This is a genomic window from Arthrobacter sp. HMSC06H05 (assembly GCF_001807395.1).
GTDB lineage: Bacteria > Actinomycetota > Actinomycetes > Actinomycetales > Micrococcaceae > Pseudoglutamicibacter > Pseudoglutamicibacter albus.
In genome coordinates this window covers 1-23382 of record NZ_KV788976.1, presented here as the reverse complement: position 1 = coordinate 23382, position 23382 = coordinate 1, and the positions used below count along the sequence as shown (strand labels likewise).

Annotated in this window: 15 protein-coding genes and 1 tRNA gene; 9 read left to right on the top strand and 7 right to left on the bottom strand. The window is 60.4% G+C overall.

The window, feature by feature from the left end; genetic code table 11:
• Positions 1-91 precede the first annotated feature (91 nt).
• A tRNA-Lys gene (locus HMPREF3160_RS02510) sits at positions 92-164 on the top strand.
• A gap of 151 nt (positions 165-315) precedes the next feature.
• On the opposite strand, the gene HMPREF3160_RS02505 is transcribed toward HMPREF3160_RS02510, so the two are convergent.
• Together HMPREF3160_RS02505 and HMPREF3160_RS02500 are read right to left on the bottom strand one after the other, a co-directional pair.
• Positions 316-1710, bottom strand: a complete 1395-nt coding sequence (locus HMPREF3160_RS02505; RefSeq protein WP_141739797.1) for a D-arabinono-1,4-lactone oxidase — start codon at positions 1708-1710, stop codon at positions 316-318.
• Positions 1707-2984 (bottom strand): type III PLP-dependent enzyme domain-containing protein, encoded by a 1278-nt coding sequence (locus HMPREF3160_RS02500; RefSeq protein ID WP_083285327.1) that lies wholly within the window; start codon positions 2982-2984, stop codon positions 1707-1709. Before HMPREF3160_RS02500 ends, HMPREF3160_RS02505 begins: the two co-directional genes overlap by 4 nt.
• A gap of 207 nt (positions 2985-3191) precedes the next feature.
• Between HMPREF3160_RS02500 and HMPREF3160_RS02495 the strand changes: the two genes are divergently transcribed.
• The 3 genes from HMPREF3160_RS02495 (at position 3192) to HMPREF3160_RS02485 (ending at position 9272) form a co-directional block, all read left to right on the top strand.
• Complete coding sequence (locus HMPREF3160_RS02495; protein WP_070506931.1) at positions 3192-4523, top strand: endonuclease/exonuclease/phosphatase family protein; 1332 nt, start codon at positions 3192-3194, stop codon at positions 4521-4523.
• 31 nt (positions 4524-4554) lie between these two features.
• Positions 4555-5415: a hypothetical protein gene (locus HMPREF3160_RS02490; RefSeq protein WP_052048611.1), complete on the top strand. Its 861-nt coding sequence runs from the start codon at positions 4555-4557 to the stop codon at positions 5413-5415.
• A gap of 341 nt (positions 5416-5756) precedes the next feature.
• Positions 5757-9272, top strand: coding sequence for a DUF7507 domain-containing protein (locus tag HMPREF3160_RS02485; RefSeq protein WP_070506928.1), 3516 nt, complete (start codon positions 5757-5759; stop codon positions 9270-9272).
• Positions 9273-9488: 216 nt separating this feature from the next.
• Here HMPREF3160_RS02485 and HMPREF3160_RS02480 read toward each other — a convergent pair whose 3' ends face one another.
• Positions 9489-10871 (bottom strand): DUF445 domain-containing protein, encoded by a 1383-nt coding sequence (locus tag HMPREF3160_RS02480; RefSeq protein WP_141739796.1) that lies wholly within the window; start codon positions 10869-10871, stop codon positions 9489-9491.
• Between the two features lie 90 nt (positions 10872-10961).
• On the opposite strand from HMPREF3160_RS02480, the gene HMPREF3160_RS02475 reads away from it, so the two are divergent.
• A complete protein-coding gene (locus tag HMPREF3160_RS02475; RefSeq protein WP_070506926.1) occupies positions 10962-11780 on the top strand; it encodes a glycerophosphodiester phosphodiesterase in 819 nt (272 codons plus the stop codon).
• Positions 11781-11960: 180 nt separating this feature from the next.
• Positions 11961-13019 carry a D-2-hydroxyacid dehydrogenase gene (locus tag HMPREF3160_RS02470; RefSeq protein ID WP_035757313.1) on the top strand — a complete coding sequence of 353 codons (1059 nt, stop codon included), beginning with the start codon at positions 11961-11963 and terminating at the stop codon, positions 13017-13019.
• A 92-nt stretch (positions 13020-13111) separates the two neighbouring features.
• Here HMPREF3160_RS02470 and HMPREF3160_RS02465 read toward each other — a convergent pair whose 3' ends face one another.
• The 4 genes from HMPREF3160_RS02465 to HMPREF3160_RS02450 all read right to left on the bottom strand — a co-directional run bounded on the left by HMPREF3160_RS02465 (position 13112) and on the right by HMPREF3160_RS02450 (position 19986).
• On the bottom strand, positions 13112-14914 hold the full coding sequence (locus tag HMPREF3160_RS02465) for a dipeptide ABC transporter ATP-binding protein (protein ID WP_052048628.1): 1803 nt from the start codon (positions 14912-14914) through the stop codon (positions 13112-13114).
• 298 nt (positions 14915-15212) lie between these two features.
• On the bottom strand, positions 15213-16343 hold the full coding sequence (locus HMPREF3160_RS02460; protein WP_035757314.1) for an acetate/propionate family kinase: 1131 nt from the start codon (positions 16341-16343) through the stop codon (positions 15213-15215).
• A gap of 102 nt (positions 16344-16445) precedes the next feature.
• On the bottom strand, positions 16446-18551 hold the full coding sequence (gene pta / locus HMPREF3160_RS02455; RefSeq protein WP_070506924.1) for a phosphate acetyltransferase: 2106 nt from the start codon (positions 18549-18551) through the stop codon (positions 16446-16448).
• 298 nt (positions 18552-18849) lie between these two features.
• Positions 18850-19986, bottom strand: coding sequence for a hypothetical protein (locus tag HMPREF3160_RS02450; protein WP_052048617.1), 1137 nt, complete (start codon positions 19984-19986; stop codon positions 18850-18852).
• Positions 19987-20182: 196 nt separating this feature from the next.
• Here HMPREF3160_RS02450 and HMPREF3160_RS02445 point away from each other — a divergent pair, with 196 nt between their 5' ends.
• The 3 genes from HMPREF3160_RS02445 (at position 20183) to HMPREF3160_RS02435 (ending at position 22810) form a co-directional block, all read left to right on the top strand.
• On the top strand, positions 20183-20497 hold the full coding sequence (locus HMPREF3160_RS02445; RefSeq protein WP_070506922.1) for a thiamine-binding protein: 315 nt from the start codon (positions 20183-20185) through the stop codon (positions 20495-20497).
• 82 nt (positions 20498-20579) lie between these two features.
• Positions 20580-21890: a GNAT family N-acetyltransferase gene (locus tag HMPREF3160_RS02440; protein WP_070506920.1), complete on the top strand. Its 1311-nt coding sequence runs from the start codon at positions 20580-20582 to the stop codon at positions 21888-21890.
• Positions 21887-22810 (top strand): spermidine synthase, encoded by a 924-nt coding sequence (locus HMPREF3160_RS02435; protein WP_141739795.1) that lies wholly within the window; start codon positions 21887-21889, stop codon positions 22808-22810. The genes HMPREF3160_RS02440 and HMPREF3160_RS02435 overlap by 4 nt, the downstream gene beginning before the upstream one ends.
• Positions 22811-23382: the final 572 nt, after the last annotated feature.

Below are 23382 nucleotides of genomic sequence, written 5' to 3'. Positions count from 1 at the left end.
CAGGACTGGTGCCGGTGGCGGGGCCAGGAGGTAGCGATCGTGACGGGCGGGTTAGGGAAACTGCGGTGGTGTCGTTTACGATAGGGAGCTGGGGCCTATAGCTCAGCTGGCAGAGCACCGGACTTTTAATCCGTTGGTCCCGGGTTCGATCCCCGGTGGGCCCACACAAAGATCAGCCTCGGAACTGACCAGACGGTACGCCGTCGATGCGTCAGCTCCGAGGCTGATGTGTTTCCGAAGCTTCTGTGCTGCCGGGGCTCAAGTGTTTTCGAAGCTGCTGTGCTTACACGCTGCCGCTTTGCACGCCGAGCATGTTCACACCCCGAGCATCGTGGACAAGTGGCTGTTGAGGAGCACCCCGTTGGGGTCTACTTGTTTGCGGACGGTGAGCCAGTCGCCGAAATGTGGGTAGCGCTCGTGGAGGTCCTCTGGCCCGAGGGTGTGGAGTTTGCCCCAGTGGGGGCGCCCGCCGGCGGCTTTGAAGATGTCTTCGAGCACGGCGAAGTATTTTCTGTGGTCTTCGCGGTAGAAGCGGTGAACCGCGATGTAGACGGAGTCGCGGCCGTGAGCGGTTGAAAGCCACACGTCATCGCCTTTGGCAGTCCGGACTTCCAGCGGGAATGTGATCCCTTCCGGGAACGCGTTGACGGCGCGGACCACTTCGCTGAAAACCTCGTGATAGTCGGCAATGTCGATTGCGTATTCCATTTCGCGGAACCGTGTGCGCCGTGGCGAGACAAAGACCTTATGGGAGGTGTCAGCGAAACTGCGGTTGCCCATCGTGCGTGCCGCGAGTTTATTGAGCGTCGGAACGGTTTTCGGCGCGAACCTGCCGAGCTCGCAGATGGCGCGGTGCCCGCCGTTGTTGAGCAGTTCGTCCCCGAGCCAGTGTTTGAACGAAGACAGCGGTTTATCGCCTTCGAGGCCGGGGGAGCGGCGGTTGATTTTGCGGGCCACGACGTCAGTGTGCTGAAACCAGTAGAACTCGACGTGGTCGCGTTCGCGGGAGAGCTCAACGAAGTTCTCGAGCGTGTCGGCCAGCGGCACGGGCCGTTCCTCTGCATGCAGGATGAACGCGGGCACGACGGCGAGGGTTGCGTGGATGATGACGCCGAGCGCGCCGAGACCCACGCGTGCGGCCTCGAAAAGCTCAGCGTTTTGGGTGGGGGACGCGGTGACGATCTGCCCGGTTGGTAGCGCGATGCGCAGTGCACGGATCATGCCCGCGTAGCCGGTGAATCCGAGGCCGGTGCCGTGGGTTGAGGTTGACAGTGCGCCGCCGATGGTTTGCCGGTCGATGTCTCCCATGTTCGCTAACGCGAGCCCATAAGGTTCCAGTAGGGCTGGTAGCTCCCACAAGTGGGTTCCGGCGCCGAGCGTTACGGTCCCGCCCAGTGGGTCGACTGCGTAGAGGCCGTGGAAGTTCCGCATGTCGAGCAGGATCTCGTCGGTGTGCGCTAGCGGGGTGAAGGAGTGGCTTCCACCCACAGGGCGGACGGTGCGTTTCTCTTCTGAGGCGCGCACCAGCAGTGCCGCGAGCTCGGCTTCATCACGCGGGGTGAAAACCTCGGCTGGTTCGCTGCGGTAGAGGCGGCACCAGTTGGTCCACTCTTTACCTCGGGTTACGGCGCGGGCGGTCTTGTTGGAAGCGCGGGCGCTGGCCCGGCTGGCGCGGGTGCCGGCCTTTTTGGTGTGGGGATTGGTTTTCATAGGAATGCTTTCCCTTCGCCACGGTAGGTGGGCCATTCGTCGATGACTTCTGAGCCTGAGATGACTACAACGCTGTTGAGGCGTTCCGATACTTCGCCGGCTTTCGCGTGCCGAAACCACACGACATCGCCGATTGCAAGGCCGCGAGCGCCTCGTCCGGTGAGCGGGGTCTGCGCTTCACCGGGACCTTCAGTTGCGCGGTAGGTGACGTTGGGTGGCCACGCGACCCTCGGTAGCCGGCTTGGACCGGGCGGCCCGGAGGCGACCCAGCCCCCGCCGAGCACTGTTGCGGTGTTCTTGTTGGGGCGGCGTACAACATCCATCCCGAACGCGAGGGCCGGCGCTGGTTTGAAAGCGGTGTAGTGGTCGAATAGACCGGGGCCGATGAGCCCGGAGCCTGCCGCTACCTCCGTGATGGCAGCTTCGGTCCCGGTGGTCTCGATCGAACCGGTCCCGCCGCCGTTGACGAAACGCAACGGAGCGATCTCGGAGACAGCATCGACGGTTTCAGCACGCCGTTGCGCGATCTCTTTCGCGGAAGCCGTCTGGATGCGCCGCAAGATCACTTGCCGCGGCGAGCTCCCCGCGTTCGCCTCGCCTGCGATCTGCCCCTCGTAGGCCATGAGCCCATCCAGCGTGAAACCCTTCCTGCCCACGATGTGGGCCGCCAGCCTGGCCACCTCCTCCGGGCTGGATAGCGGCGAACGTGCCGCACCCACCATGACGCCGCGTACGGGACGGTAAGCCGCATCGAGCTCTATAGCGACCTTGAGGTCCGGATGGCCGGGGGCGAGGTGATCGATAATCTCCAGCTGCTGCGGATCATCGACCATGAGGGTCACGTGCTGCAGCGCGGCCTCGCTCGCCGTCCACGCCGCAATCGCTTCGGCATTCACGCTCGGGTACGCAACCACGATGTCCTGATAACCCTTTTCGGCAAGCCACACGGCTTCCGCCAGCGTGAAACCCAGAATCCCAGCGAAACCAGGAGTCTGCAGTGCGGCATCGAGCGCCTTACGGATGCGCAGCGACTTACTCGCAACCCGAACCGTAGGGGACAAGCCGGTGTTAGTGCCGGTGTTAGTGCGGATGTTACTGCGCAGAGTGGAAGCCTTCTTGAGACGCTTGACAAGGCTTTCGGCATTCGCGTGAAAATGATCCGCGAACAAAACACCCACAGGGCGCGAGGCGTAGCCGGCATCAACCAGGATGTCCTTGAGTGCCGGCCAGTCAATCTTCACATCAGAGACGCGACTGTTGCGGAAGCGGTGCATGCTTAGTCCTCCGAACAACGAGACTTCAGGTCACGGAATGGTCACGATTAGATACCGATAACCACCCCTTCAGGTTACGTCGCGCGGGATTGAACACGCCAGATCGGCGCGATTGCAAGGCAAAACGCCGATAACAATCAAACTGTGAACACCCTGTGCAGTCTTAGTTTTTCTTGCATCTGAGCCGAAACCTTCTACCGTGGAAGTATGCGACGTTTCTATGCGGCCGCCGCAGCGGCCCTGTTCGGCATCACGCTGGGCGTCGCCCCACAAGCAACAGCGGCAACGCTGAACCTCAAACCTGAAGTGCTTACCGTTGGGGCGAACGCCTCAATGGTGCACACCGGAAAGCAGCACACCGCAAAACAAGACAGCGGCAAAGCATCGCTTCGTGTAGCTACCGTGAGCGCCGGCCTGAGTGAAGAGCGAGAAGGGGCGCTCGCCGAGCGCCTCGAAGGCGGTAACGACACCGCCGCTCAGATGCTCGCCCGCAGCGTCCAGCAGACGCGCCCGGATGTTCTCCTGGTCACTGACATCGATACGGACAGCCACGTCGCTGACATCTTCAATGAACAGTACCTCGGCCAGGCACAAACCGACGGCGCCGAAGCGAACGCCGATGCGGGTGCTGATGCAGGATCCAAGGAACTTTCCTCGATCGAGTACAAGTACGTCTACTCCGCAACAACGAATGCGGGCGTGCAGGCCGGTGCCGACCTCAACGGAAACGGCACAACAGGGGACCCCGGAGACGCTTTCGGTGCGGGAGACTTTGAGGGACAACGCTCGATGGTCCTGTACTCGCGTTACCCCATCGATCAGGACGAAGTCCGTACGTTCAATGACCTGACCTGGGATGACGTACCGGGCAACAGCCTCGATACTGAGAAGTACTCGAAGCTTGTGAGGTCGGTTCTTCCGCTGAACTCAACGAGCATGTGGGACATCCCGTTGAAAGTTGACGGCGAGACCCTGCACGTGATCGCAACAGACCTCACCCCGGACAATGGCGAAGGCGCTGACCCTGTGCGCAGGCTTGACCAGTTGCGTTTCCTCAGCATGTACCTCAACGACAACGCTAAGTTGCGGGAGCTGACCGATGACGCCGGGCAGTACGGCGGCTTGGATAAGTCCTCTAGCGCGGTTGTGCTTGGCGCCCTCGGTCCGGACGAGGCATCCTTGGGTAACGACGCAGACCAGATGCGTCAAGACGCATCGGCCGAACTTGAAACGCTCATGGATTCGAAATCCCTAGAGGTTGCGAAACCCTCCATGGCTGCTGGGCAGTGTGAGAACACGTTGCCGATACAGATCCGCACGTTCATGGACTTCATGTGCGCAACCCAGTATGCGACCCGCATGGACGGAGTGGCTAGCCGCTCCGACTATGTTGGGGTCACGGCGGGTCCCAAGATCGTAGAATCCGGAATTGAAACCGCGATGAGCGATGCGGGAGACCACCACGAACACGGCTCAACCGATCACCTGAGCGGTGAGCGCCGCATGGTGTGGGCTGACATCACGCTCAAGCGTGACTAAGAGCCCCCGCCCAGCACGTTAGGCTGGGAACATGTCTACTGAGAACACGCCCCGTACTCAAGCGACGCCGCGCCGCGCCCGTAAAGCGCGCCAACGTCGCAGCGCGGAGGTAGTTCTACCGCGTGAAGCAACCGAAATGCTCGCCCGCAGCATCGTGACCGATGGCGGCAAGGTCAATGACGGTTTCGAACGAGGCCTCAAACGCGTCGTTGGGTGGCAGAGGCCGGTAGTCGTCGCCTACATCCGCCGGTTGAGCAAGAAGCACCCCACCGCAACCCCAGCTGAGCTCGCACGCATCATCGAAGTGAACTATGTGCGCACCGTAACAACCATGGGTGCCGCGGGAGGTGCCGCCGCCATCGTGCCTGGGCTAGGCACACTCGCATCACTCGGGCTCTCCGCAGGTGTGGCCATCGGCTACCTGGAAGCGACCGCGCTCTATGCGCAAGGCATGGCAGAACTGCACGGAGTCGCCGTGGATGACCCGGAGCGGGCAGGCGAGCTCGTGATGGCCCTCATGCTGGGCGAAGAGGGCATCAAGATCCTCAAGGACATGTCCGGCGTTATCGCATCCGGCGGCAAAATCGGGATGCGCACCTTCTTCGCCACAGCGATCGGCGCGGGCGGATCATATGCCTCACTCGGCAAGCAACTGCATTCAAAGTTCCTGAAGAAATTCGCCAAACGACAATCCGCGTCCGCGCTGGGCCGCGCGATGCCGTTCGGGGCAGGCGCGGCATTCGGTGGGGTAGCGAACCGGGTTCTTGCCCGCCGCGTGGTGAGAGCCGCCCACGAACTGTTCGGCGATATGCCCACGGTCACGCCGCGTGACGTGAAAGCTACAGAGCCGCGAGACGCACTGGAAGTGGCCCCGGAAGCCATCGAGAAGTGAGCCGTTAACTTCCATCACGGATGTGCTGGTGGCCCACGGTCGATGTAGAATCTTGTGTTGTATTTCACCCATCTCGCGCCACCACTGTGCCCTCGCGGCTCCGCACGTGCAGTATGCCTTAGCCGGCATGTACTGGAGCCTGGGTTGAGACTGTTTGCGGGCCTGACATCGGCCGCCCGCAGGTGTTACGCATAGCTATGTGGCGCGAAGTCTCTAACTAGTTCTAGAGCGGAGCGCTTATGACCTGGGGTCCTCACCTCACATCTGCACGCAGCGCAAGTCGCAAACGACGTGCACGGGGCGTACTAGCCCTCATCGCTTCATTCGGCCTCATCGGATCGATGGCTACAGGCGCAGTCACCAGCCACGCAGCCCCGGAACAGGCCGTCAACAGCTCCGTGCTTGCCGCGAGCAAGCAAGCGGCTAAGCCGCGGCAGATCACCGGGACCGTCTATAACGACGTCAACCAGGACAAGTCCCGCAACGAGGGCGAAAAGGTGCTATCCGGTTATGAGGTGGCACTGTTTGAAAAGCGGACGCTGACAAATGCTGCCGGGGTACCTAAACCCAAAGATGCTGTAGCCTCCATGAGGTCAGATAGGGCAGGAAAGTACGTCTTCAACGACGTAGCGGACGGCACATACGTCGTCGTCATCTATCCGGTGGAAGCCACCGACGGACTCACCCACGCTGGCAGCTTTGTCCCACAGGAACAGGGCCTGTGGCACACCGGACCTATCGGCATCAATGGCACCACAGGGCACGCGGGCATCGACTTCGGCATCATCAAGCCTCAGCTAGGTTTCAAGGTGACGAAGAAAGCCAACGGCGCCAACAGCGTGACCCTGGAGGCCGGTAAGAAAGCGACGTTCACCACGGAAGGTGAAAACACCTCCAACGTGACGCTGGATCGAGTAACCCTCACCGACACCTGGATGAGCGGACGCGAACCGCTGTCCCACACATGCACGTTCTATAAAGCGGATGGCACCCAGTACAAGGGTCAGGCGCTGCGCGAGACCTACATGGGTTTCCCGAACACGAAGACAACCGTCAAGATGAAGGCGGGCGAATCCTTCAAGTGCTCCGCAATCTACGTTGTGACGCAAGCTGACGTCGATGCGAAACAAGACCTCACCAACGAGGCCAGTGTTCGCGGCGCCTACGACTACCTCGACAACTTCGGTAGCAAACAGAGGCCAAGGGAGACACTGGACGTGAGGGCCACCGACAGCGCAGTGATCCGCCTCTCCGACGAGGAGCCAACGCCGGAGCCAACCGAAAAGCCTGAACCAACCGAGAAGCCTTCGCCGACGACGGAGCCGACTGACAAGCCTGAGCCGACCGAGAAGCCTGAGCCTACTGAGGATCCGACCGAGGAGCCTGAACCGACCGAAGATCCGTCGCCGCAGCCAGGCGGGGACGCGTCGATGAAGCTCGTGACCCTCATCGACGGCGAAAAGTCTGTTGAGAAGAACGTTGGCGATGCCGCGAAGTTCACCATCAAGCTCGAGAATACGGGTGCAGCTGACCTTCACGACGTCGCGTTCACCGGTTCCTGGGTTGACGGTAAGGAACCGCTCGAACTCTATTGCGAGGTCGACGGCGACTACGTTTACGCAGACGACGAGAAGTTCGCGCTGAACGTCGGTGAAGCCCTCAACTGTGAGTCCGAATACCGGATGACGCAAGGAGATATTGACGCGGGCGAGCCTCTCAAGAACACCGTGACTGCTGAGGCCGTGACCCGCCCAGCATCCGGTGAGCCACAAAACCTCAAGGAAACTGACTCCGCGGAAGTCATCCCAGCAGCCGCAGACGCACAGCTTGAGGTAAGCAAAGAAGCGTGGGGCGAATACGGTGACGACAACAGCACGGTCGGCGACGAGATCGAATACTGGTTCACGGTACGCAACACCGGCAACGTGACTGTTTCCGACATCGAAATCAATGACCAGATGCTCGCCGACGCGGGCGAGGACGTCGTCTGTGAAGACGACACACTCGCACCGAACGGCCAGACTGAATGCTCCGCGACCTACACCGTCACTGACGGCGATGTGGCGGACGGTAAGACGGAGATCATCAACACCGCGACCGCGAAGGGCAAGACCCCTGCCGGCGAGGACGTCGAAAGCGATGAAGCGACCGCGACCTCCCCAGTTGGCCTGCCCGCTTTGCAGATCGAGAAGAGCATCCTCGATGAGCCAGCCGAAGGCTTTACCGCTGGCGATACGGTGACTTACAGCATCGTGGTGACCTCCACCGGTACCGGTAGCGTCGAAAACGTTCTGGTCAACGACCAGATGCTTTCCGACCGCGGCTCCGAGCTGACGTGTGAATGGAACGGCCGAGGCATCGCGAACGGGCGGATCTTCCTCGACCCGCAAGACACCGCAACCTGCACGGGTTCCATCACTGTCACTGAGGAAGATGCTGCCGCTGGCAAGCCAATCGTGAACACGGCAGAGGCAAGCGGCGGATACAACGACGTCGAAGCCGACACGGTGACCGCTACCGCCGAATTCACGCCGGCAGCGACGAAGGAACCTAAACCGACGGAGGAGCCGACCGAGGAACCTTCGCCAACTGAAGAACCGACGGCTGAGCCGACCGAGGAGCCTTCGCCGACTGAGGAGCCAACGGCTGAGCCGACTGAGAAGCCAACTGAGCAGCCTTCGCCAACGGGTGAGCCAACGGCTGAGCCGACGGAGGCACCTTCGCCGACTGAAGAGCCGACTAGCGAGCCTACGGAGGAACCGACTGAGGTGCCTGAGCCGACCGAAGAGCCTACGGAGCAACCTTCCCCGACAACGGAGCCGACGGAGGAACCGACCGCAAAGCCGACTAGCGAGCCTACGGACGAACCGACGGGTGAGCCTACGGGTGAGCCAACCGAGGAACCGACGGGGAAGCCTTCGCCGGAGCCTACTGAGGCACCGAAGGCCCCTCAGCTGTCGCTGACGAAACTCCTGAAGGACCCTGCCACGGGCAAGCTCGTAAGCGAAGCGGAGCTCGGCGCGGGTGAGACCGCTCAGTTCACCATCACGGGTACCAACTCGGGTGAGGTCGCGGTTCAGCCTGTCAGGCTCGTTGACACGTGGGTTGAGGGTAAGGCTCCGCTGGACCTCGCATGCCAGATTGACGGCGCCAAGGTGAATGTCAAGGACGCGTCGCTGCGGCTTGAGCCGAAGCAGTCGCTGATCTGCATCACTGAATACACCGTGACCGAAGCCGATGTCGCCAAGCAGGAAGACCTGGTCAACAAGGCAACGATCACCGGCGACGCCGTCAAGAACAAGGCGGGGGAGCGCTCTGCGAAGAGCGTGACGACGTTCAGCGCAACCAAGGCCGATGCTGGCGAGAAGGGCGCGGGCGCGAGCGCGTCTGCTGAAGCTGTCATCAAGATGCCGGCACCAGCATCGACCCCGGAACCGACAGCGGAGCCAGAACCGACAAAGGAACCAGAACCGACAGAGGCGCCAACGAACGAGCCGACCGAGAAGCCGTCGCCGGAGCCATCGGAAAACCCATCCGAGGAACCGAGCGAGAACCCATCGGAAAAGCCTTCCGAGAACCCTTCTGAGGCACCTTCCGAGAAGCCGTCTGAAGCGCCGTCTGAGAACCCATCCGAGGAACCAGGCGAGAAGCCATCTGAGGAATCAAGCGCGGACCCGACGGTGGAAGCATCTGAGGATCCAGCAGGCGATTCAGGTAGCGAAGCCAACGAGGACTCCGCCGACTCGGGTTCCCTCGCGGCAACCGGTGCGCAAGTAGCGGGTGCCATCGCGATCGCTGTAGGCCTCATCTTCCTGGGGATTCTGCTGACGATCATCATGCGTCGCCGCAATAAATAAGGCGGCCTCGACTAGCCCGGCAGCCGGCCTGCCCCGCTAGAGCAGACCAGCACAACAGCAGGGTGGGAACACGAAAACCGTGTTCCCACCCTGCTGTATCTGTATTCACTTCTCACTCGCAGACGGAGCTGCCGGCTAGGGCGGCGCTGTCGGTCCAGGTGGAATGACCGGCCAAGAGGGACCCCACATCCGGCCCGCCACAGAATACACTCAACGCTAAGAGAGCCCGGCACTCACCAAACTAGCCAACGCAAAAATAGCGACACCAGCCAACGAACCCACGACAGTACCGTTGATCCGGATGAACTGAAGATCCCTACCCACCATCAGCTCGATACGATCCGTAGCCTGAGACGCATCCCAATCACGCACAGTATCCGTAATCAGCTCAACAGCCTTATCCCTATACCGCACAGCAGCCCACCGGGCAGCCTGAACAGCCCACACATCGACCTTCGCAGCAAACGGATCGCCACCAACCAACCGCCGGCCAAGATCAACCAAGCCATGCGTCAAAGACTCACGCAACGGCGCATCAACAGAAGCCGCAGCATCGGACACAGACCGCTTCATCTGAACCCACACATCGGAGGCAACCTGACGCAACCGCGGATCCGAAGCCAACGAAACCTTCAAAGCCTCAAAACGCTCCTGCGTCACAGCATCCCGCTGCAAACCATCAGCAACAGAGGCCAACCAACCATCCACACTCACACGCAAAGGGTGAGCCGCATCAGACCGCGCCGCCTCCAAAACACTGACCAACTCCCGATGCAAACGCTCACCGATCAACCGATCCACCCGCGACGGCAACCAGCCAGGCGTCCGATCAGCAACCAACCGATGAACAACCTCCGGATGCTCCCGCAACCACCCAGCCGCTTGATCGACCAAAGACTCCACCGCCGCAACATGCTGCCGATCATCCACAACCCGGCCCAAAACCATGCCAACCGTGCTAGCCCACTGCGGCTCAACCACATGCTCACGAACCAAACCCTCAGCGACCCGCTGAAAATCCTCATCCGCGACAACCTCCATCAGCCCAGACGCGATCGTCAAAAGCTCGCCCGAAAGCTGCTCAGCCCGCTCACGATCAGCGATCCAGCCACCCAACGGCTGCGCAACACGAAGATTCGCCAAACGCTTCTCAAGAACCTCATCATTCAAGAAATTCTCACGAACAAAAGCGCCCAAACTATCGCCAATCTGATCCTTCTTCCGAGGAATCAAACCCGTATGCGGGATCGGCAAACCCATCGGCCTACGAAACAAGGCCGTCACCGCAAACCAATCCGCCAACGCACCAACCATGCCGCCCTCAGCGCCAGCACGAACATAACCAGCCCACACAAAACGATCCTGCAACGCAAAACCGACCGCAAAAATCACAGCCAGTATTGCGAGCAGTGCCGTCGCGACGAACTTCATTTTGCGAAGAGCCTGGCGCCGCTCTTCATCGGTAGGAGCACTCAGGTTAGGGCTAGTAGCGAGCTGGAACGGGGAGGGTTCCTTGCTAGTTGGCTCTTTGTCGGCCGGTTGTTGATTGAGCGGCTGTTGGTTGGGCGGCTGTTGGTTGAGTGCAGGGGTGGACGGCACGGAATCCTCCTCAATGAAAATGAACAATCCAATCTAAACACCTGCGCCGCATCGTTAACAGCTCAGGGCGTAAGAAGCTAGGCTGAAGGCGTGCCACGCATATTTGCTCACCGCGGATCATCAGGCCGCTATGCCGAAAACACTCGCGCTGCCTTCATGCAAGCAATCCAGGACGGAGCCGACGGGCTGGAATGCGATGTGCGGCTCACCGCCGACGGCGAGGTTGTGGTGCATCACGACGCGAAACTCGGGCGGACATCGAACGGGTCAGGTCCGGTGAGCGAGCATAGCTTGACGCAACTGCGCGGATTGGACTTCAGCAGCTGGAAGAACCCGAGTTGGCCAGCCGAATACGGGGGAACACGCGAGCAGCTCTTGACGTTGGATGACCTGCTCGATATCGCGGAGGCGGCTGGCCGGCCGATCGAGGTAGCGATCGAAGTGAAACACACACCCGCACACAACCCGGCCCTCGATGAAGCGGTGTTGGCGATCCTGGAGGCCCGCTCCACCCCCTCCTCTTTAACCTTCGGCAACGTGAGTGCTTCTATTATGAGCTTCAGCCCCACCTCGGTACGCCGCATGATAGAGGTCTGTGGGGCAGAGAAGGTATGTATGCTCATTGAAAATAAGAGACTGACCAAACTACAAAGGTCGCGACAAAAAGCTGCGATGAAAATGCTCGATGAAACCGCTCAACTCCTGGCGGGCCCAGGAGTATCGTTCATCCGGGCGCATGAAGAACATGTACGCCGATGGATACGCCAAGGCACGAAGCACCGTGTGTGGACAGTCGACACGCTCGAAGACGCCCACTACCTACTCGATCTTGGGGTCGAAGAGCTCACCGGCAACTACCCAGCCGAGCTGCGGCAAGCACTACAAGACACACCCACCCCCACGCCCTAACTAACCTTCGGCACCAGGTATGTAACCTTCGGCACCAAAATTGCAGTTATTAACCCCGCAACGATTAATTTCAGCAATTACGTTGCCCAAGATTAAAACGAGGGGCAGACCGCACCGCTGCTCAACACGCCCGCGCACTAGGATGGCAACCAAACCAAACCCCATCCCACAGGAGCTAGCATGCAGAAGGAAACGCGCCCCCGCATCGTTATCGCAACCCCGCTGAACGAAGAGCTCACCAGCCGCATCAGCACCGAACTTCCGGAATGCGAGATCGTCAGCGCACCTGACCTGCAACCGCCAGCGCGATACCCCGGAGACTGGCCCGGTGACCCGAACTTCACCCGCACCGCAGAGCAACAACAACGCTACGAAGAGCTCCTCGCAACTGCCGACGCACTCTTCGCAGTACCAGACGAATCCGGCACTCTCCTCGGCAAAATCGTGGAGAAAAACGACAAACTCCGTTGGGTTCACACCACCGCGGCCGGCGGCGGGGCACAAATCAAACGCGCCAACATCAGCCCTGAACGCCTCGAAACATTCACCGCCACCACATCGGCCGGCGTCCACGGGCAAACCCTCACCGAGTACGCGCTATTCGGGGTCCTCGCCGGCGCGAAAGACCTGCCCCGCATCCAGGAAGATCAACGGAACTCTCATTGGCCGGAGCCTCGCTGGACGATGCGTGCACTCGCAGATATGACCGTTCTGGTCCTGGGTTTGGGCGGCATCGGCTCCCGCACGGCAGCCGTGTTCTCTGCTGTTGGCGCCCGAGTCTGGGGTGCTTCGCGTTCAGGGCGCCCAGTTGACGGGTTGGACAGGGTCATCCCGATGGATGAGTTGCACGGCGCGCTGGGCGAGGTGGACGCGCTCGTTGTGACGCTACCCGGCACGTCAGCGACCCGCCACCTCGTGGACACTGAGTTTTTGGACGCGTTGAAGGACGATGCGGTTGTGGTCAACGTGGGGCGCGGCTCGGTGATCGATGAGGCAGCTTTGGTTGAGGTGCTTGATCGGGGGAAGATCAGTTTCGCTGCGCTGGATGTGACGGAGCGGGAACCGTTGGCGCCGGAGAGCCCGCTGTGGCGACACGAGAAAGTGATGATCACCCCGCACAACGCCGCGCTGTCGAACAAGGAACCGGAGAGGGTCGTGAACTTGTTCATTGAGAACGCGAAAGCGTGGCTCGCCGGTGAAGAGATGAAAAACGTGGTCGATAAGGTCCACTTCTACTGACAATTTTGTACCTTCGGCATCGCTAGTGCTGAAAAGGCCCCTCGGGGCCGAATTTCAGCACTAGCGATGCCGAAGGTGGTTAACGGGGGTGGTCAGGCTCCCTGGTCTTCCTCAAAGCCGAGTACATTGCCGGGGATGGACGCCAACAGTTTCCGTGTATACGGGTGCCGCGGGTTCGTGAAGATCTCCTCCGAAGACGCAGCCTCCACCAGTTCACCCGACTTCATCACACACACATAGTCCGAAATCAGCCGCACCACCGCCAGGTCATGCGAAATGAGAAGATACGACAGCCCCTTCTCTGCCTGCAATCGTCCCAGCAACTTCAAAATCTGGTCCTGAACCAACACATCGAGCGCCGACACCGGCTCATCACACACAATCAGATCCGGCTCCAACGCCAAAGCGCGCGCAATCGCCACACGCTGCCGCTGCCCACCCGACAATTCAGAGGGATAACGCCCCAACAACTCGAGCGGCAACGCAACCTCATCCATCAACGAACGCACCTTCTCGCGACGCTGCCTAGAAGAACCCACCCTATAGGCGTCAAGCGGCTCCCGGATGATGCGGCCAATCGTATACATCGGGTTCAAAGACGAATAAGGGTCCTGAAAAATCGGTTGCATACGGCGCCGGACACCCCTCCAATCCGCCTTCCCCATACGCAACATGTCCCGGCCATCAAACTCAATCCGTCCACTCGAGGGCTCAGTCAACCCCAACAACATGCGCGCCGTCGTCGTCTTCCCAGACCCAGACTCACCCACAAGCGCAACCGTCGAACCACGCGGAATCTCAAACGAAACATCCTTCGCCGCGAAAAAATCCTCACCGCGCCCACCACGCCTCGGATACGACTTCGACAACCCCTCAACACGAACCAACGGGCCACCAGCATCCGCCACAGCCGCCGCATCGGCCGCAGCTGCCGCATCAAGCCCCGACGCCGAATCAGCCCCACCGGAACCTGACCTCGCGCTAGACCCAGCCACCGCATCGTAAGCCCCAGCAACACCAAGCATGCCCGCATACGCGCCCGGCACCAACCGTGCCGCAGCGACCGACGGCGCCGCCGTCACCAACTCACTCGTGTAAGGGTGCTGCGGGCTCTCCAACAACTGGCGCGCAGGGCCCGCCTCAACAACACGGCCACGATGCATCACCACGATGTCCTCGGCGCGCTCTGCCGCAAGACCAAGATCATGCGTAATCAACAACACCGACGTACCCTGCTGAGCCGTCAAAGTGTCCAACTCATCGAGGATGACCCGCTGCACGGTCACATCGAGTGCAGACGTCGGCTCATCAGCGATCAAGAGACGCGGCCGGCACGCAAGCCCGATGGCGATCAAGACACGCTGGCGCAAGCCACCCGAAAGTTCGTGTGGATACTGCCGGGCCTTATCCTCAGGGTCAGGGACCCCCGCCTCCCGCATCAGCTCGAGGACGCGCGCATCAACCGTGCTCTTAGTGGCTGCCCTGTTGATGAGCAGCGTCTCCGCGATCTGCGCACCGACCCGCGCCACCGGGTTGAGATTAGACATCGGATCCTGCGGCACAAGCCCGATGTGGTTGCCGCGTAGCCGCTGAAAGTCGTGGTCAGAGTAGGTCGCGAGGTCAACGCCCTCGAAGAGGATCGAACCGGACGTAATGGAGCCGTTCTCGGGGAGTAGGCCGATGACCGCCATCGCGAGGGTGGATTTACCCGAGCCGGACTCACCAACGATCGCGAGCGTCCTGCCGGGCTTCAACGTGAGGTTGGCGCCTTGGACCGCGCTGACTTCACCATGACGGGTTTTGAAACTGACCGAGAGGTCTTTGACGTCGAGTAGCGGGCCCTCAGCGGTGGTGTTAGGCGGTATATCGTCCTCGCAGGAAGTGACGTGAGGCATAGGCACCATTTTGCCTTATGAGTGTTGTTTTCCCTCAGACGTTAATCTTCGGCACAAAAATTGTAGTTATTCGGTAAAGCTATGCGGGTCAGCGCGATGTCGAGCCGAGGGCGAAGCGGCCGAGCCGCAGCAGGGCGGCGGCATGGTAGCGATTCGCTGGCGGGCCAGTGGCCAGGCGGCACAGTAGCGAGAAGGCGGCTACGCGACAGCGCGGTGGCAGCGTGCCTGTTGGCGAGTCTATTTCAGCAATTTCGTTGCCGAAGGTTCCTTAAACCGTAGTTTTGGAACACTCTTGTTGCTAAAGGTTAGAGAGGAGGTGGGCCGTGGCTTTCGCGATCGCGACCTCCTCGTCGGTCGCTACGACCATGACTGTAATGGTTGAGTGTTCGGTGGAGATGATGGTGGGTTCTGTGCCGGCGTTGTTGTTCGCGTTTTCATCGATCTCGATCCCGAGCGGCGCGAGGCCTTTGCAGACGATGTCACGGAACGGCGCGGAGTTTTCGCCGATGCCGCCGGTGAACACGAGGCACCGCGCCCCGCCGATCGCTACATGGTAGGCGCCGATGTATTTCTGTAGCCGGTACGCGGCAACATCGAGCGCGAGCTGCGCTTCGGGGTTTGTTGCCGCCGCATCGACCACTTCTTTCATGTGTGAACGCCCCGCGAGCCCGAGCAGGCCGGAGCGTTTGTTCAGCATGACATCCAGCTCGTCGGCGGTGTAGAGGCCGCGTTCGATGAGTTGCGTTACCACGGAAGGGTCGAGGTCGCCTGACCGTGTCCCCATTACCAGGCCTGCGAGCGGGGTGTAGCCCATCGAGGTGTCGTAGGACTTGCCGTTGCGGATTGCGGTGACGGATGCGCCGTTGCCGAGGTGGGCGACGATGCCGTTGAATTCAGCACTAGTGATGCCGAGGGTTGCGGCGGCGGTGTTGGCGACGTATTCGTGGCTGGTGCCGTGGAACCCGTAACGGCGGACACCGTGTTCTTTGTAGAGGACGTCGGGGATGGCGTATCGCCAGGCTTTTTCTGGCATGGTCCGGTGGAACGCGGTGTCGAAGACGACGACTTGCGGCAGCTCCGGCCACTGTTCGGATACGGCCCGTAGGCCCGACGCAGCGGCCGGGTTGTGTAGCGGTGCGAGCGGGGAGAGCGCTTCGATTTCTTTGATGACGTCCGGGGTGACGAGCGTAGGCTCTGAGAATTTTTCTCCCCCGTGTACGACGCGGTGCCCGACAGCGTCGATGCCGTGGTCGTCGCCGAGTTCCCGCTGCATGTGTTCAGTGACGAGGGTGAGAGCCTCCCCGTGGTCGTCGACGCCGCCGAGCCCGATCTCTTCAACGTTCCCAGAAAGCGCTTCGTGGCCTGTTTCTGGGTCGAGGATCACGTATTTGAGGGACGAAGAACCCCAATTCATCACGAGAATACGCACCGCAACCTGACCCTTCTACACGCTGTCTTGAGGTGAGGCGCATGTGCGAGGCGCCCACCACATCGTAGTCTAACTGGGATTAGAGCACTCCCGTTGCCGAAGTTAATCGTCTTGGTGCTGGGTGTGCTCGCGCGGGGTGAGGCTTTGCGCTTGGATCGCCGTGATGGCGACGGTGTTGACGATGTCGGCGACGGTGGTGCCGCGGGAGAGGTCGTTGACGGCTTTGTTGAGTCCTTGGAGTACGGGGCCGACTGCGACTGCGCCAGCGGATTGTTGCACGGCTTTGTACGTGTTGTTGCCGGTGTTGAGGTCAGGGAAGATGAGGACGGTGGCTTGGCCTGCGACGCTGGATTCGGGCAGTTTGGATGCGGCGATGCTGGCGTCGACGGCGGCGTCGTATTGGATAGGGCCTTCGACGGGGAAGTCAGGGTTTTGGGCGTGGACGAGTTCGGTTGCTTCACGGACACGGTCGACGTCTTCGCCGCTGCCGGAGGTTCCGGTGGAGTAAGAGAGCATCGCGACGCGCGGGTCGACGTCGAATTGGCGTGCTGTTGCGGCCGATGCGGTGGCGATGGACGCGAGTTGTTGCGCGGTCGGGTTGGGGTTGACGGCGCAGTCGCCGTAGACGAGGACTTTCTCCGGCAGGCACATGAGGAACACGGATGAGACGATGTCTGCGCCTGGACGGGTCTTGATGATTTGGAGGGCTGGGCGGATCGTGTCGGCGGTTGTGCCAACCGCTCCGGCGACCATGCCGTCTGCGCCACCGGTGTGCACCAGCATCGTGGCCCAGAACGTTTTATCAGACATTTTGGCGCGCGCATCGTGTTCGGTGATGCCTTTGTGTTTGCGTAGTTCGTAGAATTCGCGCGCGAACTCTTCGGTGCGCGGGTCGGTTTCGGGGTCGACGATGGTGACGCCGGTGAGGTTGATGCCTTTTTCACGGGCGAGGGTCTCGACTTCTGGGCCGCCGAGGATGATGAGGTCGCAAATGTTGCGGCGGGTGATGATTTCAGCGGCGCGTAAGATGCGTTCGTCTTGCCCCTCGGGGAGCACGACGGTGCGGCGGTCTTGTTGGGCTTTGGTGATGAGCCGGTGGAGGAACCGGATGGGGGTCACGACGTCGGGGGCGGGCAGTTCGAGGCGGGCGAGGAGCTCGTCTTCGTCGACGGATTCTTCCCACGCGGAGAGTACGGCCGCGTTTTTGCGGGCGATGTTGTCGGTGATGTCGCCGTGGATGTTCGCGACGGTTTGCGCGGTGGTGAAGGTGCCTTGTTCGGTCGCGTAGACGGGGAAGGGCGCTTCGGCGAGGACGGGTAAGACCGCGGAGTCGACGGGGCGCGGCCCGGTGACGAGGACCCCGGCGGTCGAGTAGAAGTCGAGGGTGCGGGAAGCGGCGACGGCGGCGAGGAGGACGTCGCTGCGGTCGGATGGTGTGATGAGGAACGTGTCGTCGGCTATGTAGCGTTCCAGTAGGTAGCCGACGTTCATGCCGGCGATGATGGTGTTGTTGATGGTGCGTTCGGGGTTGTTGGTGCCGGCGATGAGGCGCGCGTCGGTTGCTTTGGCGATGTTTTCGACGGTGGGTGCGGTGACGTCGGTGAGTTCGGGGATGACGTAGACCTTGCGGTGGGAGCGGCCTGGCCGGACTTGGGTGCGGATGTCGTCGAGGAGGGCCGGGTTGGCGCGGTTGACGATCATGGACAGTAGGGACACGTTGGCGTCGTAGAAGGCGTCACGTGCGAGGTCGACGGCTTCGGCGACGTCGTGGGCGGTTTTGTTGGAGCCGTTGACGACCCCGATCATGTGGCTGCCGAGGTGGTTTGCGAGGCGGGCGTTGAGTTCGAATTCGCTGCCGTAGTCGTGGCCGGTGAGGTCGGTGCCTTCGATGACGATGACGTCGGTGTTCGCGGCGAGTGTTGAGTAGGTTTCGAGGGTGAGTGTATAGATTTCTTCGGTGCGGCCGGAGGCGATGAGTTCGTGTGCTTCGCTGCGGGTGAGGCCGACCCCGGAGTTTTTGTTGGTGAGGCTGTAGTTGGCGCGGAAGTACTGGAGCGAGGTGTCGTTTTCGGGTGTGTCGGCTTCGGTGATGGGGCGGAAGAAGCCGACGCGGGTTGCGCGGCGGTGGAGGAGTTCGGTCACCCCGACGGCGATGATCGTTTTGGCTGCGCCGGGGGCAGTGGCAGAAATGTACAGGCCGCGGGTCATGAAGTCCTCGCTGTGTGGTGGGGGGATGTACGTGTGACCCCTACATTTTCCCACCATTTTTCATCTTCGGCACTTTAACTGCTGCAAAAGTGGCGATAACGACAATGTTGATGCCGAAGGTTAAGAAATGGAGTAACACGGCATGCCTGAACGCTACCGGGTGGCTAGTTTTGCGGCAGCTACGCGAAGATGGCCACCGAGTTTGGTGAATGTCTGGGTCGTTGTTGGGGAAATAACAGCACTCTCGGTGCCGAAGGTTAGAAATAGGTAGGGTGGGGCGCAGATCAGGGGGTTGGTGTCAGGCCGCTAACGCGTAGCCGAGCGCTTTACGGATCTGGCGGATAACAGGTGATTGAGCCAGCGCCGGCGCCAACCCCATTGAGGCTGGCTGCCATACCCGCAGTTTGATCCCGTAATGCCCGATGCGTACCCCGAGCGGCCGCATCGGCCTCTGTTTGTTTTTGCTGAGTTGGTTCCAGGCGGTCAGGCGTTCCCGCGTGAGCCAGCCGAGGCGCTCCTGCGGTGACATGTCTTTTTCTGTGACGATGATTTGCTGCCATCCGAGCCGGGCTGTGAGTGCGTTGCGGCGCGCGTCGGTGACTTGTTTCTTTGCGGTGGTGTGGATTGCGCCGTCGTATTCGCACGCTACTTTCGCTTCGGGCCAGGTGAGGTCGGGGCGCACGATGGGGTGTCCGTCGTGGTCTTGGATCCACCGGTTGACGGCGGGTTCGGGCAGTTGAGCTTCGCGGCAGGCGAGTCGTAGGCGGGTTTCTTGAGGCGAGTCGGCGCCGATGCGTGCGAGGCGTAGTGCTTTGCGCGCGATTCTGATGCCTGGAATGTGGGGGTGGGCGTCGATGAATGCTGCGACTTTCTCGGGCGTGGAGAGTGGTTTTTCGCGGTTTTCGTATTTTGGGTTGGGGATGCGGATGATGTGGTCGAGGGTGATGACCATGTTTTCGAGGTCGAGGATGTTGGCGAGGTCGAACCAGGTGCGTTCGACGGTGGTGATGTGTATGTGGGTGGGGAATTCGGGGTCGGGGAGGGTTGTGACGTCGCCTGGTTTGAGGCGTCGTTTGTTCCATTCGAGGTGGTGGCCTGGGTGGTCGCGGCGCCAGGTGCGTGACCAGAGGCTGATGCGTGGTGTTGGGGTGTTTGGGTCGGTGGTGGGGTTTTCGATCCAGTGGGGTAGTGGGAGTTTGTAGTGTTGGGCTGCTTGTATTCCTGTGATGACGATGCGGGGGCGGCTTCTGCTGTAGGCGCGGGCGATTGCGGTGGGGGTGGGTGTGGTGTTGCGGTGGCAGTAGATGCTTGGGGCTACGCGTGTGTATTGGTGTGAGCGGAGTTGGCCGGGTGTGAGGCCGGCTTGGATGGCTTCTTGGCGCGTGAAGACAGTGTTGTGGAGTGCTTCTGGTGGTGGTGTGAGTTTTCTTCCCATGGATGCATCATGGGGTGTTTTTGTGTGGCGTGGGGGTGATTTCTAGAATCTGTGGATAATTATTCTTTGGCAACGTAATTGTTGGAAAATCTGTGGATAGTGGCCTGGGCGCGCGGTTTTGTAGCACTGGTGTTGCCGAAAGTTAAAGGGTGTCACTTGGGTGGGCTTCGCCGGGTAAACGTGGCACGCTGTTTTTATGATTGTTGCTTTTTCTGTTGCGCCTTCCGGTGCTGGTGCTGACAGTGATGGTTCGGTCGCTGAGGCTGTTGCCGAGGCGGTGAAGGTGGTCCGTGATTCGGGGCTGCCGAACCGCACGTCGAGTATGTTCACGGAGATCGAAGGCACTTGGGATGATGTGTTTGACGTGATCAAGCGCGCCACCGAGGCGGTGGAACGGTTCAGTTCCCGTGTTTCGCTGGTCATCAAGGCTGATATTCGTCCAGGGTTCGATGGGGAATTGGACGGTAAGCTTGAGCGCTTGGAGTCCGCTATAAGCAAGTCGGATAGCTGATTGTTGTGGCGACGCGGTACGCACGCGTCGATCGAGTTCGCGTGGCCGGTTCGGGTTCGCATCGTGGTTGTGGGAGGTTTGAGTGACTGACGTTCCTGTTGGGGGTTTCTCTTTTCAGGGGTTGCTGTCTTCGGTCACCCATGAACCTGAGGCGTTGGCTACTATTCGCCGCCAGTTGGAGGCGGAGGGCGATACTCATGCGAGTGCTTCTTTCGGGAAGTTGTTGGCGTTGTTGACGACGTTGACTCGTTCTCGGCGTGTGCTGGATATTGGTGCGGGGCTGGGGTATTCGTCTGGTTGGTTTTTGCAGGCGTTGCCGGCGGATGGGCATTTGCATGCGTTGGAGATTGACCGTGACTGCGCTGCTCGGGCGCGGGAGAATTTGCGTCTGTTGGACCCGGAGGGTGAGGCTTCGGGGCGGTGGACTGTTGATGCGGGGCCTGCGGTTCGTGCGTTGCATCAGTTGACGTGGAATCGTTTGGCTCCGTTTGATGTGGTGTTGATTGATGCTGATCCTGAGTCGGCTGCGACGTATTTGAAGTGGGCTTTGCGGTTGACGACGCCGGGTTCGGTTGTGGTTGTGCGTGGGCTGGATGCGTTGGCGGATGCGGATGTTGAGGATGCGGAACGGGCGTGGGCTGAGGAGTCAGCGTCGTCGGAATCTTTATATGCCGTCACGGGTAAGAAATCAGCCTCGATAGATGCCGCTACTGGAATGTATGGAGCGTTGCAGCTTTTGCGTGATGATCCGCGGTTCGCTTCAACTGCGTTCGGTTGTTTGAGTGAGCAGGTTTCCTCCGGCACGGCGGTCGCCTTGATTACTGCGGCGAGCCCGCCTGCATCGGCTGGCACTGATGTGCGCATCGAGCCTATGACTGCGGAGACAGTCAAAGATGCTTTGCGTGTCAAGAATCAGGGCTGGCGTGACACGTATGACAAGTATTTGGGTGAAGAAGACCTGAATGAGATGGATGCGCGCCTGGATAAGGATGTGGCTGCATGGTCGGCGATGTTGGCGCGCCCAGGTAATCAGTCGCGTTTCGCGGTCGCGCGTACCTCGGATGGTCAGGTGGTTGGTGTGGCGACGGCGGCGCCGATTCTTGATGACCAGGATCGTTTTGAGACGCACGCGAAGTGGCAGCTGTTCACTTGTTACGTGGACAAGGCGTGGCATGGCAGTGGGATTGCGTCGCGGCTGGTGGATTTTGTGGTTGGTGAGGACTCCTGCATTTTGTGGGTTCTGGAGGATAACGCTCGTGCGCGCGCTTTCTATACGAAGCTTGGTTTCGTTGCCGATGGCGCGGTGGAGAATCTGCCGGATGAGTGGTCGGGCGCGCGAGAGATTCGCATGATCCGCAATGTTCCAACGAAGAATTTGACGACGCATTCATGAGCGGGAGCTCAACGCAGCGCGGGGGTGCATCGCGTAGGAAGCGGGGGAGGGCTGCCCGCCGATCACGCTTGCTGCAGGGCGAGAATGAAGCGTCCGATGTGGGCGCTGATGCTCGCACGGATGCTCCGCCGGCAGGGCCGGAGGATCTGCGGGAAGGCCAGTGGCCTGTTTCGACTGGTGAGGTGGCGCTTGAACGTGACCCGTATACACCTGATACGTGGACGGTTTTGGTGAATGGTGTGCCGTCCTCGAGCATCAATCTTTCTGATCCGTTGCACCTGGATTTCGAGTATATGCGTTGGATGGCATTGATTCTGGGCAATGTTTTTGATGCTGAGGCGCGTCTTCGGGTTTTGCATTTGGGTGGTGGGGCTGCGGCATTTCCACGGTATGTGAATGCGGCGTTCCCGAAGTCGCGACAGGTTGTTGTGGAGTTTGATGCGCGTCTAAACGAGTTGGTGCGGGGCTGGTTCGATTTGCCGCGGGCACCGATGCTGCGGTTGCGTTCGGGGGATGCTTTGGATGTTGTTCCGACGCTGACGGCGGCTAGCCGTGATGTTGTGGTCCGGGATGTCTTCGTGGGAGATGTGACGCCGTCGGGATTCGTTGATGCCGGGTTCGTTGGTGAGGTTGCGAGAGTCTTGGCGCCGGATGGGTTATATCTGTTGAATGTGGGTGATGGCCCGGAACTGGTGAATGTGCGCCGCGAACTCTCAACCCTTAAAGGAACCTTCGGCAACATAATTGCTGTTTCGGATCCCGCGGTATTTAAGGGAAGGCGCAGAGGAAATATCGTGATGGCGGCGTCGAACCAAGGCTTCGGAGATGCGGCGCGCCTTGTTAAAGGATTGCTTTCTGACCCTTTGCCGGCTCAAGTGTTGGCAGGCAACGAGCTGGAGTCACGCTTCGGCGCGAAGTGAAGGTTGCGTTGACGGTCTACGCGGAAATCTGACGACAGGGTTAGGTGACTATAGTCCTCGTAATAGTAGTCCCGCTCGTGTCAAGGACAGTTCCTCAGGATAAGGCGTACTGCAGCGCTTAGTGAGACTCAGCGGTCGATGATGGATGGTGTGATCGTACTCGGGTTCAGATAGCTCGCAGGTTACCTGGTGGATATAGCAGGAGTAGCGTAAACAGCGGCACTGACACATCGCTGGTATTGGTTATTCACCCGAACCCCCAGAGGGTATGTTCAGGGCCGGCCGCGGGAAGCGGCCGGCCCGTTTTGTGTGTTGTGTTGTGGGATTGTGATGCGCGGCGGCTGAGCGGTTATGTGGGGCTCGCGCTTTGGTGGGTGTGTGCCGTTGTGTGGGGTTAGCGTGTTTGGCGGGGTTTGAAGATGGTGAAGTCTTGTATTTTGCAGGTCGGGTCATCATTGGGGTTGCCTGGTTGGCAGGGACCTGAGACATTGACTGACCTCATACTCCACACCCGTATATCTAGGGGCGTAGCTTGGGTTTCCAAGGTTCCTGGGATCGTGTCCCAGGTTTCA

Excerpts from the sequence above, each read along its gene's own strand:
- HMPREF3160_RS02485 (WP_070506928.1), top strand. The coding sequence starts at position 5,757 with ATGGCTACAGGCGCAGTCACCAGCCACGCAGCCCCGGAACAGGCCGTC.
- HMPREF3160_RS02445 (WP_070506922.1), top strand. The coding sequence starts at position 20,183 with ATGATTGTTGCTTTTTCTGTTGCGCCTTCCGGTGCTGGTGCTGACAGT.
- HMPREF3160_RS02450 (WP_052048617.1), bottom strand. The coding sequence starts at position 19,986 with ATGGGAAGAAAACTCACACCACCACCAGAAGCACTCCACAACACTGTC.
- HMPREF3160_RS02435 (WP_141739795.1), top strand. The coding sequence starts at position 21,887 with ATGAGCGGGAGCTCAACGCAGCGCGGGGGTGCATCGCGTAGGAAGCGG.
- HMPREF3160_RS02500 (WP_083285327.1), bottom strand. The coding sequence starts at position 2,984 with ATGCACCGCTTCCGCAACAGTCGCGTCTCTGATGTGAAGATTGACTGG.
- HMPREF3160_RS02490 (WP_052048611.1), top strand. The coding sequence starts at position 4,555 with ATGTCTACTGAGAACACGCCCCGTACTCAAGCGACGCCGCGCCGCGCC.
- HMPREF3160_RS02465 (WP_052048628.1), bottom strand. The coding sequence starts at position 14,914 with ATGCCTCACGTCACTTCCTGCGAGGACGATATACCGCCTAACACCACC.
- HMPREF3160_RS02495 (WP_070506931.1), top strand. The coding sequence starts at position 3,192 with ATGCGACGTTTCTATGCGGCCGCCGCAGCGGCCCTGTTCGGCATCACG.
- HMPREF3160_RS02470 (WP_035757313.1), top strand. The coding sequence starts at position 11,961 with ATGCAGAAGGAAACGCGCCCCCGCATCGTTATCGCAACCCCGCTGAAC.
- HMPREF3160_RS02505 (WP_141739797.1), bottom strand. The coding sequence starts at position 1,710 with ATGAAAACCAATCCCCACACCAAAAAGGCCGGCACCCGCGCCAGCCGG.
- pta (WP_070506924.1), bottom strand. The coding sequence starts at position 18,551 with ATGACCCGCGGCCTGTACATTTCTGCCACTGCCCCCGGCGCAGCCAAA.